The 13,900-nt window shown below is 41.1% G+C and carries 12 protein-coding genes; 6 read left to right on the top strand and 6 right to left on the bottom strand.

The window, feature by feature from the left end; all coding sequences use genetic code 11:
* The first annotated feature begins 78 nt into the window (after window positions 1-78).
* The 3 genes from LGZ99_RS10345 to LGZ99_RS10335 all read left to right on the top strand — a co-directional run bounded on the left by LGZ99_RS10345 (window position 79) and on the right by LGZ99_RS10335 (window position 5,466).
* Complete coding sequence (locus tag LGZ99_RS10345) at window positions 79-1,566, top strand: surface lipoprotein assembly modifier (RefSeq protein WP_036839389.1); 1,488 nt, start codon at window positions 79-81, stop codon at window positions 1,564-1,566.
* Between the two features lie 52 nt (window positions 1,567-1,618).
* Entirely contained in the window at window positions 1,619-4,597 is a 2,979-nt protein-coding gene (locus LGZ99_RS10340; protein ID WP_036839386.1) for a TonB-dependent receptor domain-containing protein, read from the top strand.
* 74 nt (window positions 4,598-4,671) lie between these two features.
* Window positions 4,672-5,466: an energy transducer TonB gene (locus LGZ99_RS10335; RefSeq protein WP_036839384.1), complete on the top strand. Its 795-nt coding sequence runs from the start codon at window positions 4,672-4,674 to the stop codon at window positions 5,464-5,466.
* 12 nt (window positions 5,467-5,478) lie between these two features.
* Here the strand turns inward: LGZ99_RS10335 and LGZ99_RS10330 are convergent, their stop codons facing one another.
* Window positions 5,479-5,916: an acetyltransferase gene (locus LGZ99_RS10330; protein ID WP_036839444.1), complete on the bottom strand. Its 438-nt coding sequence runs from the start codon at window positions 5,914-5,916 to the stop codon at window positions 5,479-5,481.
* A 437-nt stretch (window positions 5,917-6,353) separates the two neighbouring features.
* Between LGZ99_RS10330 and LGZ99_RS10325 the strand changes: the two genes are divergently transcribed.
* From LGZ99_RS10325 to LGZ99_RS10315, 3 genes are all read left to right on the top strand, one after another.
* Window positions 6,354-8,291, top strand: a complete 1,938-nt coding sequence (locus tag LGZ99_RS10325) for an autotransporter domain-containing esterase (RefSeq protein WP_036839382.1) — start codon at window positions 6,354-6,356, stop codon at window positions 8,289-8,291.
* 392 nt (window positions 8,292-8,683) lie between these two features.
* Entirely contained in the window at window positions 8,684-9,514 is an 831-nt protein-coding gene (locus LGZ99_RS10320) for a phage tail protein (RefSeq protein WP_235184760.1), read from the top strand.
* 577 nt (window positions 9,515-10,091) lie between these two features.
* Entirely contained in the window at window positions 10,092-10,352 is a 261-nt protein-coding gene (locus tag LGZ99_RS10315) for a YfhL family 4Fe-4S dicluster ferredoxin (RefSeq protein ID WP_036839380.1), read from the top strand.
* Between the two features lie 2 nt (window positions 10,353-10,354).
* Here LGZ99_RS10315 and acpS read toward each other — a convergent pair whose 3' ends face one another.
* The 5 genes from acpS to rnc form a co-directional block, all read right to left on the bottom strand.
* Complete coding sequence (gene acpS / locus LGZ99_RS10310; protein WP_021324762.1) at window positions 10,355-10,735, bottom strand: holo-ACP synthase; 381 nt, start codon at window positions 10,733-10,735, stop codon at window positions 10,355-10,357.
* Entirely contained in the window at window positions 10,735-11,466 is a 732-nt protein-coding gene (pdxJ, locus tag LGZ99_RS10305) for a pyridoxine 5'-phosphate synthase (protein ID WP_023043476.1), read from the bottom strand. The genes acpS and pdxJ overlap by 1 nt, the downstream gene beginning before the upstream one ends.
* 70 nt (window positions 11,467-11,536) lie before the next feature.
* The gene (gene recO, locus LGZ99_RS10300) at window positions 11,537-12,262 is read right to left on the bottom strand and encodes a DNA repair protein RecO (protein WP_021324760.1); all 726 of its coding nucleotides are present in this window, start codon (window positions 12,260-12,262) and stop codon (window positions 11,537-11,539) included.
* A gap of 10 nt (window positions 12,263-12,272) precedes the next feature.
* Entirely contained in the window at window positions 12,273-13,181 is a 909-nt protein-coding gene (gene era / locus LGZ99_RS10295) for a GTPase Era (RefSeq protein ID WP_021324759.1), read from the bottom strand.
* The gene (rnc, locus tag LGZ99_RS10290) at window positions 13,178-13,858 is read right to left on the bottom strand and encodes a ribonuclease III (protein ID WP_021324758.1); all 681 of its coding nucleotides are present in this window, start codon (window positions 13,856-13,858) and stop codon (window positions 13,178-13,180) included. Before rnc ends, era begins: the two co-directional genes overlap by 4 nt.
* Window positions 13,859-13,900 lie beyond the last annotated feature (42 nt).

Here is a 13,900-nt window from a genome sequence, read left to right as displayed (position 1 = left end):
TTGAATAAGGCAAAGTTCATATGGGCTTTGTCTTATTTTGTTTATTTATTGGTCCGACTATTAAGCAGTGATATTCCGATGTTAAATATCCCCATTATCCGTTTTACCATACTGATCAGTTGCTTGTTTATTTATCCCTCTTTGGTTCTGGCAGATGAAGATGCTGGCAGAAGATTGTGGCATAACGTACAGCGAAATTTGCAGGATCAAGAAAAAGAACTTGTTACTGATGAAACTGTGAATGAGAATACTGATCATTTATCGATAGTCCTTAATGGTCAAACTTTCAGTGTTGAGAATAATGTGAATGAGGTTGGTCAGGCGCTGTATTTATCTATTAATCATCAACAAGTGAAGGATGTAGAGCGCTTTTTGTTGATGTATCAGAAGTTACCTAGGCATGACATGCAATTGGTACATTTTGCTCAGGCGAATCTTGCCCGTTCGCAGGGTAATTTAGTAGCGGCAGAACAGCATTATCAGGCTATTTTGCACCAGCAACCTGATTTTACCCGTGCTAAATTGGAGTTAGCCAGGGTCTATTATGAGAACCAGAAAAATAAAGAGGCAGGTTTACTGTTTAATGAGATTTCTGCGGCAAATCACGACAACGAAAATAAATTACCACCAGCAGTCATTAAGAATATAACCAGCTATCAGGATGCGATTGAATTGCGTAATGCCTGGCGTGGGTCTTTTGCCGTAGGATATATTTTTAACGACAATACTAATATGTCACCAAATAAGCCTCCTGTTTGCAAGGAATATGCTGAAAATGGCAGTTGTATAGTTGAACGTAAGTTGCCTTTGGCAAAGAAGGCAAATGGTATCAGTTATGATGCTACGTTACGTAAGATATATCAGTTAAGTGGTCACCATGGTATATCCTTGCGCTCAATGACTTATGGTGAAAGTTATCGTAATCATAGTGATGAAAATGAAAATACAACTTCCGCTTATTTGGGATATAACTATAAGGCACAGAAAAATGATTTTCTGATAGGTCCAATTATTGAGTTTAATCATGTTGGTAATCATTCTCGTTATCGCACCACAGGAATGAAAACTGAATGGATGAATATTCTATCAAAAAATCTGGCATTGAATCTTGAAGGTGAATATAAACAGTTTCGTTATCATAAACTTTATAATCATAATGACGGTAATATGACTTCTGTTTATGCCACCTTATCTTATTATTTAACTGATCAGACAATTACCTTTACTGGTGGTGATTGGGTTAATAAAACCAGTGTTGAGAAAACGGATGATTATCAACAGAAAGGCATACGAGCGGGTATTTCTACCCAGTTGTATCCGGGAATTAATGCGGTGGTATTTACCGCATTACGACAGAGGCAGTTTGGAGATTACAGTGTACCATTAAGTGCACGCCGTAAAGACAATGAACAACTCTATTCGGCCATCCTCAGTATGCCTAAATTTGATGTTTTTGGCTTAACTCCGGTAATCACTTATCGGTACAGAAAAAACAATAGCAATGTCGATTGGCTATACTCATATAACAAAAACGAAGTGTTAATTAAGTTTGAAAAATATTTTTGATATTGATTGAAGTAATAGGTTATTTAAATCCGTACTATGGCAGATAATCACTATGCATAAATTAAATAATAAATACAGTAAAATAACATTGGTGATGGTATTAACTTACAGTATGATACCTTACCGTGTTGATGCAGATACACCGAAACAGCCTGCTGAAAATAAGGCAGACTTGGGCAAAATTAACGTTTCAGCTACCAGCGAAAAAGATCAGGCAGGCTATGATGCAGTTTACGATAAAGATATTACCAATATTTACCTGGGTAAGGATCTGGTAGAGCGCTATAAGGGCGCTTCACCTGCGGATGTTTTAAAAAGTGCAGTCGGCGTATTTAGTGGTGATTCCAGAAACAGCGGTGCATTAGATCCTAATATTCGCGGCATTCAGGGGCAAGGGCGGGTTCCTGTCACCATTGATGGTACTGAACAGGCGATTACGACCTGGCGGGGTTATAACGGTGCTAATAATCGTAATTACATTGATCCTAACTTGATTAGCAGCATTGAAATAGAAAAAGGCCCATCACTGACTCGCGGAGTAAAAGGCTCGATAGGTGGAGCAGTAATAATAAAAACGTTGGGCATTGATGATGTGGTGCCGGCAGATGAGCGCTTCGGGATTAACCTGAAATTAGAAACCAGTAGTAATGCGGTAAAGGAGCGTGCACCTAATCTGCAATTGGGACAAGATTATCGAGATATTCCTGGTTTTACTAAGGGGTTTAATTATGTTGATCCCGCGTTAGAAATTACCCCAAAAACCTCAAAAGATAATAAATTGCTTGGTCTGAAAGATAATGCAATACGTCTGGCGATAGGTACCCGGCAGGAATATTTTGATTTAATGGCTGCCTATAGTTATCGCAGTAAAGGCAACTATTTTGCCGGCAAAGGAGGTGCTCATCGCTATGATGCGCCGATCAGTGATAAGGATAAAGATATCCTTGAGGGCGGTACCAGGGCGTATGATCCTTATCTGCCTTTTGTGGCACGTATATATCGTCCTGGTAATGAGGTGCCGAATACTTCCAGTGAAATGGAATCTTGGTTACTTAAAAATACCTGGCGTCTGGCTAATCAGCAGACTATCGGGTTTGGCATTCGCGATACTAAAACGATTTACGGAGAGATTATGCCTTCGCGTCTTGGCTGGGTGCGGGCTGAGGATAATGTTGTACCACAATGGCCTTTAGCTAATGTACATCAGCAGGCATTTAATGTGGATTATAAATGGAAGCCGGATGAGAACAAATGGGTTGATTTTGATATGAAATTCTGGATTACCCGTACTATTAGCAATACTAATACTGCCGGGGGATATCCACGTGAACCGCGGGATCGGGATGAAGTCTGGGATAAGAATCAACAGAAAAGAGATCCGAGTAAAGATGGCCGTTTGGTTGATACCGCTGCTACCAATGCGCATAATAATCGCTGGGGCGTTGATCTTTCCAATGCTTTTGCGCTGACTGCAAATCTGGATTTAACATTGTCGGCCAATCTGCAACGGGAACGTTTGGGTTCGCATGATGATTATGAAGCAAAGAGTTTCTCTAATTTTCGTTCATTGCCAAGAAAAGGGCGCCGTCAGGAAAACAATATTGCCTTTAATTTCGACTGGCGCCCTACCTCGTGGTTGGCGTTAAGTGCTGGTGCTAAACGAGTAAGCTATTGGTCTAAGGATGATTTTTTAAATGAGCGTTTAGCTGCCCGTGATCTTCGGTATAGTAAGGATAAGAAACAGATTGGTATGGGTTTGCAATATATGAGAACACTTACCGAACGCGAAGCTGAATTATTGAAAAAATTTAATGAATGCTTTGAGTGTTTAACTGATGATGAATTTAACGAATATAGCGAAAAAATTTTTTCTGAATCAAAAGAGCGAGATTCAATTTCTCGTCCTATGATACCGGTAGATGTACTTTGGCAATATCGTGATGACGGTAAGTTATATAAACAAGATAACCCCTATTTTAATGGGGAGCTTGATATGAATGAGCGTGTTATTGATCCTATGACTAACCAAGAGGTATATAAATATGAATATAGTGATGCCCAATCTAATAGCCGTTATATTGATAGCTCTGGGGAAATATTGAGTAATGGTGATGGTGGTTTAGTTTATAAACAAAAAAGTGAACAGGAACGTTGGTCTAAACAACCTAAACGTAAGGATTATGCCTGGGCACCGGTATTTTCAGCAACGGCTTATGTGAGTGATAACGTACGTATCTATGCGCGTTATGCCGAAGCGGTACGTATGCCGAGTATTTTTGAAGATACCGTCGGCTTTTCCTCTGGTTTTACTGATAAACCGGCCCGCGCTTTTAAACCTGAACGTAGTAAAACGGTTGAAGTGGGTTATGTTCATGATTTAAGTCAGTTGTTAGGGGCGGAGCATAATGCGGATATTAAATTCGCTTATTACAATACAGTCATAGAGAATGTTTTTGACCGTGATAGTAACTTTAAATTTACTCAATTAGATAAACAGAAATTATCGGGTTTAGAAGTACAAGGACGTTATGACAACGGGGGATTCTTTACCCAGTTTGGCCTGTCTTATAATCTTAAAAATAAAGTTTGTGATAAAACCTCAGCGGGTATGTTAGATTCGACCAATCAATTTGGTGTTCCAGAATGTATTGATGGCGGTTTTCCCGGTGGTTTTTTAAGAACAACTATTCCTCCTCGTTATTCTCTTAATCTGAATATTGGTGGCCGGTTATTAGATGAAGATTTAGAAATAGGGAGCCGGGTGTTGTACCACAGTAGTGTAGAGAATAAGGATGAAAAATGGTTGATGAAAAAAATGCCGGGCACTTATAAAGGGATAAATAATAACCCGATGCGCTGGAATCCGGTAATGACCGTAGATGCTTATATTAATTATAAGGTTGCACCAAATGTTGTCGTTGAATTATCCGGCACTAACTTAACCGATCGCTATTATCTGGACCCGTTAACCCGCTCCATGATGCCGGCGCCCGGACGGACGTTTAAGCTTAGTGTCACCAGTCAGTTCTGACTCTTGACGGGAGATTAACCTGCCTGTAAGAAGGTTAATCTCCGCAGATAACGAGCGGATAGGTGGCTTGAATTATGATGAAAAATCGTATTTATATTGGCTTGTTTGCTTCTTTGCTGTTACATGCAAGTGTCATCGTGTTTATGGCATCTCATTTATTACGTGATGATAGCGCAAATAATCAGTCAGTAAATTCGCCAATAATCAGTATCTCAATAGAAATGGTTGCTTCGGCTGCACCTGCTGGGCAGGAGCAGCCTACGAAGCAGGAACCTCTCCCGCCTCCCCCCGAAGTGGTGGTAGCGGAATCGCCGCTTGAGGCGAAAATAGCGCTCAATAAGCCAGTGGACAGGCCACGGAAACGAGAACAGCGGAAACCGCCGGAAGAACATGCAGATGCCAAACCGAGGAACAAGCCACAAAAAGAGCCAGTAAAAGATCTCCAGCCAAAACTGGCGGAGCATGGGCGTAAACCGGAAACGGAGCAAGCAACGGACAGTTCTCAGGTAGCAGGGAAAGATGTTGTGGATTCACAAGCTGGCGCACGTCAGGCAACAACCAGTCAACCGATGACGGGTTTGGGTGCTGATGATTTACAAGGCTATCAGTCTGCTTTACGTCGTGAAATTGAAAAACACAAACGCTATCCACGTCGGGCGAAGAAGATGAAACAACAGGGTATTGTTCAGGTAAGCTTTAGTTTACTGGACAGCGGCGATCTGACGAACCCTCAATTAGTGCGGAGTTCTGGCGCTGATGAATTGGATCGGGCTGCACTTGCGGCTATCCAACAAGCCCGGTCTGTAGGGGTAAAACCGGCTGGCCTACCGAGGGATCATACCTTAGCGATAGAGTTTAATTTGCATTGAGGAGGAGACTCCTCATGCTTGTTTTCTCATGTGTAATAACGGGAAAGGATTACCCTGGCCGTCAGTTTCTGAGCGGTTGAAAACCTTAAACCCCTGATGCTGATAGAAACCCACTCCCTGAGCATTTTGTTCATTAACATCCAGTTCATTGATACCTAATTCAGTGATACCAAAATTCAGGAGTGCTTTGCCGATACCTTTACCACGAGAATCAGGGGAGATAAACAGCATCTCAATCCGATTCTGCTCAACACCCATAAAGCCTTCAATTTGGTTTTTGTCATTTATCGCTTTATAAACAGCCAGTGTTGGCAGATAGGTATGCAGAATCAGTGGACGTAATTCATTAATATTTTCGTCAGATAAAAAATCGTGTGTTGCCCGTACAGAGGCTTCCCATATTTCGATCAATTTACTGAAATCAGTCTTTATTGCTTGCTGAATTTTTATATTCATTTTTCTTAATCTTTTATTTTAACTATTTTTCTAAACCGATAATGGACTGACTCTATCACATTTATTGTGATGAATCGCTTCAGATATTACCCAGATCTAGCTAATTATCTTCCCCAGAATTTTCTTCTGTCTGTTTCGTGATCTATTTCATGAAACGAGGAAGTGCGTTGAGCCTATTTGGTCTAATATTACTTTTTATAGTTAGTTGAATTTTAACCAAATTGGTCAATTGAACTGTCAAATAGCACGAAACTTTAAAGATGTAAAAAAAATAATACAGAGTATCCTCTCTTACTAACTATAATGAGGTATTGGTTAACCAAGGGTAGGATTGCGTCATATCTTATGAACGCAGTTTCTATTTGGATTGATCATTTCAGTTGAACAGCCAGTTCAATGATAAATATAAAATTATTTCTTGAGGATAATTAATGAAAAGGTCATTTATATTTGCACCAGGTATGTTGGCACTTTCGATAAGTGCAATTTCGAACGCACACGCTTATAACAACCTATATGTCTTTGGCGATAGCTTAAGCGATGGCGGAAATAATGGTCGGTACACAGTAGATGGTATTAATGGTACTGAAAGTAAATTGTATAACGATTTTATCGCTCAACAATTAGGGATTGAGCTGGTCAACTCCAAGAAAGGGGGCACTAATTACGCTGCCGGTGGCGCGACTGCTGTTGCTGATTTAAATAATAAACATAACACTCAGGATCAAATCATGGGTTATCTGGCAAGCCACGGTAACCGTGCTGATCCTAATGGCATGTATGTTCATTGGATTGGTGGCAATGATGTTGACGCTGCATTACGAAATCCGGCTAATGCGCAAAAGATTATTACTGAGAGCGCGATGGCGGCTTCATCACAAGTACATGCGCTTCTCAATGCGGGAGCTGGGTTGGTGATCGTGCCTACGGTTCCTGATGTGGGTATGACTCCGAAGATTATGGAGTTTGTTCTCTCTAAAGGCGGAGCTACTTCTAAGGATCTGGCTAAAATTCATGCAGTAGTCAACGGGTATCCCACAATTGATAAAGACACCCGTCTTCAAGTTATCCATGGTGTTTTCAAACAGATCGGATCCGATGTTTCAGGAGGTGACGCCAAAAAAGCTGAGGAGACCACTAAGCAATTGATTGATGGTTATAACGAATTAAGTAGTAACGCTTCAAAATTGGTTGATAACTATAATCAATTAGAAGATATGGCTCTTAGCCAAGAAAATGGCAATATTGTTCGCGTTGATGTTAATGCCCTCTTACATGAAGTTATCGCTAATCCTCTACGCTATGGTTTTCTCAACACCATAGGTTACGCTTGCGCTCAGGGTGTTAATGCGGGTTCCTGTCGCTCTAAAGATACCGGCTTTGATGCCAGTAAACCCTTTTTATTCGCTGATGATTTTCATCCAACCCCAGAAGCACATCATATAGTTAGTCAATACACTGTTTCAGTCCTCAATGCTCCATATCGGGTTATGTTACTGACAAACGCTAACAATGTGCCCGTCAAAGGGGCACTTGCTTCTCTTGACGGCCGTTTACAGCAATTGCGTAATGTGGGTAACGAACAGGGTAAACTAGGTGTATTCGGTGGTTATAGTGGTAATCACAACCATACGCTGACATTGGGTAGTGACTATCAGATCATGGATAATATTCTGTTGGGTGGCATGATCTCGCGTTATCAGGATAATTCTTCTCCAGCCGATAATTTCCACTATGATGGTCGCGGCTATGTGTTCACCGCTTACGGCTTGTGGCGTTACTACGATAAAGGTTGGATTAGTGGTGATCTTCACTATTTGGACATGAAATATGAGGACATTACTCGTGGTATCGTGCTCAATGATTGGTTACGTAAAGAAAATGCCTCGACTTCCGGCCATCAATGGGGCGGACGTATTACCGCCGGTTGGGATATTCCACTGACATCTGCCGTCACGACCAGCCCGATCATCCAATACGCCTGGGATAAAAGTTATGTCAAAGGTTATCGTGAATCGGGTAATAACAGCACTGCCATGCATTTTGGTGAACAGCGCTATGACTCTCAGGTTGGCACGCTAGGCTGGCGTCTTGACACTAATTTTGGCTATTTTAACCCCTATGCCGAAGTTCGGTTCAACCACCAGTTTGGTGATAAGCGTTATCAGATTCGTAGTGCTATCAACTCAACCCAGACCTCTTTCGTTAGCGAAAGCCAAAAACAGGATACCCATTGGCGTGAATACACTATTGGTATGAATGCTGTTATTACAAAGGATTGGGGCACTTTTGCGTCAATATCACGCAATGACGGAGATGTTCAGAATCATACCTACTCTTTCAGTTTAGGTGTTAATGCCAGCTTTTAATTGTGCGTTGGTCGAAAAATTAATGATAATGCCCGATTAGTGATCGGGCATTTCCTGATTACTTGTCATTATCAATAAATTAATATTAAAATCTCACATTTTGGTACACTTATAAATATCGAGTCTATTTTTATCTATGCCAATAATATATTCATATTTTTCCCAACCATGCAATTTCCTATCCTGATTAATAGAATGCGCCCGGGATATATTTCAGATTAAAAAGGTTTGGTAATTTATTATCATCAACTACACATAAATAGTTAATCTCCTAAGTTATAAAAGTATTTCATTATTCTTTTCCTGAACTAGACTATGAACCTCTAAAAGTTATCTTTATAACAATTCAATATGTTAATTATAGAATACACTATTTAATTTGAGGGAAAAACATGAGTCCAAAAAATGATTTTAAGGCTTTTTCTATTAGTGATAATGCTAATGTTGTGAGCCAAGAAAGATATGAAGAGAACGAAATTTTAAATACTGGATTTCCACCAGAAAGTATTACTATTCATGTGTTAAATAAAGCATTACGTCAGTCATCAACAATATCATCTGTCGTCGCTAACTTTATCGCAACACAATCTGGCAATGATGTTCTGGATGATGGAAATATAGAAAAACTCACCGCCCAATTGAATAGAGCATTGGAACAAAAAACGACAACAAAAATTCCTGATGCCTCATTAACACAGAAAGGTATTATTCAGCTTACAGATGTGATTGGTAATAGCAATACACTCACAGCAACTCAGAAGCTTGTTTCCGATGTAAATGATAATGCTAATGGCAGATTGGCCAAAAACCAAAATGGTGCAGATATTCCCAATAAAAATGAGTTTGTGAAAAATCTCGGTTTATTGGAATTATTATTGGCAGGTACTCCTTTGTTTACACAAGGGGATAATTTCATGACTTTTAAAATTCCATTTTTGAACGGATTAGAGAGAAAATATATCTTATTCCAATCTGTATATACAAAGGCTCAAAATTTAGCTAACGAGGAGAAATTCACTATCACATACCCAATTGCATACTCTTATGAACCTCATGCTATACTTTCAAGTATGGGTGGATTTACCGGTGGTGCTAAATATGGTGAAGGAGCTGATATATTAAAAATCAATAAAGAAAACCTAGTAATAATATCACATTGGCAATCTCGCAGTACAAGCCTTCCGCCTGTACGCATATTCGTAGTAGGGGTATCAGATAACTAACTTTCAACATTCATAGTTGTTATCTATCTCAGACTTTAGAATTATCTTGATAAAGCATAGGAATTTTATTAGTCAATTACAAAATTATCGTAATTAACAAAAAGACCGGGATCAGGATAGTGCTCGGTCTTAATTATTTTATTATTGCTAATACTACAGCCATAAATATTCTGTTATAATTCGAACTATTCTCCCCCAAGACTTATTAGCCCATGAAATATTGGTGACCTTGCACATTATTGAAATTCCTTTATATACCCAATAGATTTCAAGTTGCAGCGCGGCGGCAAGTGAACGCATCCCCAGGAGCATAGATAACTATGTGACTGGGGTAAGTGAACGCAGCCAACAAAGCAGCAACTTGAAAGATGAAGGGTATATAGCTAACCGGGTAATAAAGCTCATACATAAAGGTTTTCTAAGATAAAAAATCTCATGTGTTGTGGTTTAGTGTTGCTAGACTTGGTTTTTCAATGTAATTTATGCTGTATAGAAATATAAGAAGTGTGTAATAGCAAGGAATAAAAACCATCAATAACACACTGATTTAAAACAAAAAATAAGTTAATTTATTAAAATGTCGTTATTAATCAAAAAGAGCTGTACCAATTGTGATATGTGTGAACCAGAATGTCCCAATCAGGCGATATCAATGGGAGATGAAATTTATGAAATCAATTCTGACCGTTGCACTGAATGCATCGGCCATTATGATGCGCCAACCTGCCAGTCAGTCTGTCCGATAAACAATACGATTATTACCGATCCAGACCGCCAAGAAACAGAAGAACAATTGTGGGATAAATTTGTGCTACTGCATCATGCCGATAAAATCTGAAATTAACTTTCCAGAATAACTGTCGCGCAGGCGTAACGACGCTCATCAGCCAATGTGACATGCAAAGAGGTTACCCCCAGTTTCTGTGCTAATTCTGCGGCTGCACCATAGAGCCGCAAAATGGGTTTTCCCAAATCATCGTTAAGCACTTCAAACTGGTTAAATGCCAGCCCATTACGGATACCGGTTCCCAACGCTTTTGCCGCAGCTTCTTTTACTGCAAAACGTTTAGCCAGAAAACGAACCGGTTTTTCATGTTGCTGATATTGCTGCCATTCTGATTCACTGAGAATGCGTTTTGCCAGACGCTCACCTGAGCGTCCGACAACACCCTCAATACGGGCAATTTCAACAATATCTGTACCTAACCCAATAATAGCCATTAACGGCGAGCTTTCCGTATCTCAGTTTTCATATCTGCCACAGCAGCAGCCAAGCCGCTGAATACCGCACGCCCGATTATTGCATGACCAATATTCAGTTCATAAATTTCCGGCAGAGCAGCAATACGCTGTACGTTATGATAGGTTAACCCATGACCCGCATTAACTTTCAGCCCCTTGCCAGCAGCATAAGTAACAGCTTCTTTAATACGCTGGAACTCTTTTTCTTGTTCTATTTCATCTTCTGCATCTGCATAAGCACCTGTGTGAATTTCAATAAACGGTGCACCAACCTCACTAGCAGCATCAATCTGCTGGTGATCCGCATCGATAAATAACGAAACAAGAATACCCGCATCAGATAAACGCTTAATCGCTTCAACCACTTTATCTTTCTGACCAATAACATCTAAACCCCCTTCTGTTGTTACTTCCCGACGTTTTTCAGGCACCAGACAGCAAAATTTAGGTTTAAAGTGACAGGCGATGTCCACCATTTCATCTGTCACTGCCATTTCAAGGTTCATCCGGGTCTGAATAGTTTCATTCAGCAGTTCGACATCCCGATCAGTAATATGACGGCGATCTTCACGTAAATGAATAGTAATACCATCCGCCCCCGCCTGCTCTGCAATAAAAGCAGCCTGAATAGGGTCAGGATAAACTGTGCCACGGGCATTGCGTACTGTCGCAATGTGATCGATGTTAATACCTAACAATACCTCAGCCATATTTATCTCCTGTAGTTATATTGAATGGATAACAAGTTTACACTTTCCATTATGAAGAGAAACAAATTCATTAGTTTTCTTTCTCTTCAGGCTTTTTACATACAAACTGCCGAAATAATTCACGACTTTTCAAAGGCTTGCCACCAAGATAAGGTTTTAAAGCCATACGAGTGAAACGCTTTGCTGCTTTTAATGCCACCGAATCAGGAAATTCACGGGCGGCCAGTGATTTTAATTCACGCCCGGTAAAACTGTAGTGATCAACAACCAGACTGGCGATAAATCCTTTTTCTTCTCTATAACGGTAAGTCATCGTATCATCCACGGGTTCGCCACTTCCCGCACAATGAAGATAATCAACGCCATAACCAAGATTTGCCAACAACGCCAGCTCAAACCGGCGCAATGCATGTTCCGGTGTATATTCACTGGCAGCAAGAATCTGCAAACACCGGAGATAATCAAAGAATAAAGCAGGATAAGCCGTTCCCTGTTCAAGCACTCTTGACAACAATTCATTGATATATAAACCGCTGTATAACACGCTGCCGGTAAGGGGAAGGGCAAGAGATATAGGATCGGCATCACGCAGCGTTTTAATTGCCCCGCGTCCACTCCAACGAACCAGTAACGGGGTAAATGGCTGCAAGCAGCCTTTAAGATTGGAACGACGGCTGCGTGCACCTTTTGCCAATACACTGATCCGTCCTTCATTTTCAGTAAACAGATCCAGTAACAGACTGGTTTCACTGTAAGGACGCCCATGAAGAACAAAAACACGCTGCCAACCGTCCACAGGTGAGCCCTTATTTCAAATCATCAACGTAACCCAAGCTGCGCAATGCCCGCTCGTCATCAGCCCAACCCGCTTTAACTTTAACCCACAGTTCCAAATGGACTTTAACATCAAATAATCTTTCCATGTCCTGGCGGGCTTCAATACCAATCGTTTTAATTTTACTGCCTTTATTACCGATAACCATTTTCTTCTGGCCTTCACGCTCAACCAGAATTAAACCGTGGATCTTGTAATCACCGCGCTCATTCACCACGAACTGCTCAATTTCAACCGTGACAGAATAGGGCAATTCATCACCGAGAAAACGCATGAGTTTTTCACGGATAATTTCAGACGCCATAAAACGCTGGGAGCGATCCGTAATATAATCCTCCGGAAAATGGTGAGTTGCTTTCGGCATATGTCCGCGCGCAATTTTTGCGATCGTATCTACGTTCATGCCTTTTTCAGCACTCATCGGTACAACATCAAGGAAGTTCATCTGTTTGCTGAGGAAACCAATATGTGGCAACAAGGTGGCTTTATCAGTCACGTTATCCACTTTATTGATAGCCAGTAAAACCGGACAATGCAAGCTACGCAGTTTATTCACGACCATTTCGTCATCGGAGGTCCAGTGAGTCCCTTCAACAACAAAAATGACCAGCTCCACATCACCGATAGAACTACTGGCCGCACGGTTCATCAACCGGTTAATCGCCCGTTTCTCTTCAATATGCAATCCCGGAGTATCCACATAAATGGTCTGATAAGCACCCTCGGTGTGGATGCCGATAATACGGTGACGGGTAGTCTGCGGTTTGCGGGAAGTGATAGATACTTTCTGACCTAAAAGCTGATTCAGCAATGTGGATTTACCCACATTAGGCCGTCCGACTATTGCAACAAATCCGCAATAGGTTTCTTGTTCGCTCATTCAAGCTCCAGTTGTTTTAATGCTTGCTCAGCCGCCGCCTGCTCCGCTTTGCGGCGGCTAGAGCCTGTTCCTTTAACCGGCTGTTCGATACCACTCACTTGACAGTGAATAGTAAATTCCTGGTCATGGGCTTCACCACGAACCATAACAACCAGATATGATGGCAGGGGCAGATGATGCCCTTGCAGGTATTCCTGTAAACGGGTTTTCGGGTCTTTCTGTTTGTCACCAGGGCTGATTTCATTCAGGCGGGTTTCGTACCAGCTCAGAATAATTCTTTCAATGGTCTGAATATCGCTATCAAGGAAAATAGCACCAATCAGTGCTTCAACCGTATCAGCCAGTATAGATTCACGACGGAAGCCGCCGCTTTTCAATTCACCCGGCCCCAAACGCAGACATTCACCTAATTCAAATTCCCTTGCCAATTCAGCCAAAGTATTACCACGCACCAATGTGGCGCGCATCCGGCTCATATCCCCCTCATCTACACGAGGAAAGCGATGATACAGTGCATTGGCAATGACAAAGCTCAGAATTGAGTCACCAAGAAATTCCAGCCGCTCGTTATGTTTACTGCTGGCACTACGATGAGTTAACGCTTGTACCAGCAGATCATGCTGATCAAAAGTGTACCCCAGCTTACGCTGCAATCTGTTAATTACGATGGGATTCATGTGCTACCAAATATAGGTCAGAATTCGTCAAATAAAAACGCA

Origin of the sequence: Photorhabdus temperata, assembly GCF_025384845.1 — a bacterium.
Classification (GTDB): Bacteria; Pseudomonadota; Gammaproteobacteria; order Enterobacterales; family Enterobacteriaceae; genus Photorhabdus; species Photorhabdus temperata.
The sequence above is the reverse complement of the archived record's forward strand: the minus strand, read 5'-3'. Positions and strand labels throughout refer to the sequence as shown.

Bases quoted from the DNA above. Each gene is read 5' to 3' on its own strand.
- LGZ99_RS10335 (WP_036839384.1), top strand. From the start codon at position 4,672: ATGATGAAAAATCGTATTTATATTGGCTTGTTTGCTTCTTTGCTGTTA.
- pdxJ (WP_023043476.1), bottom strand. From the start codon at position 11,466: ATGGCTGAGGTATTGTTAGGTATTAACATCGATCACATTGCGACAGTA.
- LGZ99_RS10345 (WP_036839389.1), top strand. From the start codon at position 79: ATGTTAAATATCCCCATTATCCGTTTTACCATACTGATCAGTTGCTTG.
- LGZ99_RS10340 (WP_036839386.1), top strand. From the start codon at position 1,619: ATGCATAAATTAAATAATAAATACAGTAAAATAACATTGGTGATGGTA.
- LGZ99_RS10325 (WP_036839382.1), top strand. From the start codon at position 6,354: ATGAAAAGGTCATTTATATTTGCACCAGGTATGTTGGCACTTTCGATA.
- rnc (WP_021324758.1), bottom strand. From the start codon at position 13,858: ATGAATCCCATCGTAATTAACAGATTGCAGCGTAAGCTGGGGTACACT.
- LGZ99_RS10320 (WP_235184760.1), top strand. From the start codon at position 8,684: ATGAGTCCAAAAAATGATTTTAAGGCTTTTTCTATTAGTGATAATGCT.
- era (WP_021324759.1), bottom strand. From the start codon at position 13,181: ATGAGCGAACAAGAAACCTATTGCGGATTTGTTGCAATAGTCGGACGG.
- acpS (WP_021324762.1), bottom strand. From the start codon at position 10,735: ATGGCTATTATTGGGTTAGGTACAGATATTGTTGAAATTGCCCGTATT.
- LGZ99_RS10315 (WP_036839380.1), top strand. From the start codon at position 10,092: ATGTCGTTATTAATCAAAAAGAGCTGTACCAATTGTGATATGTGTGAA.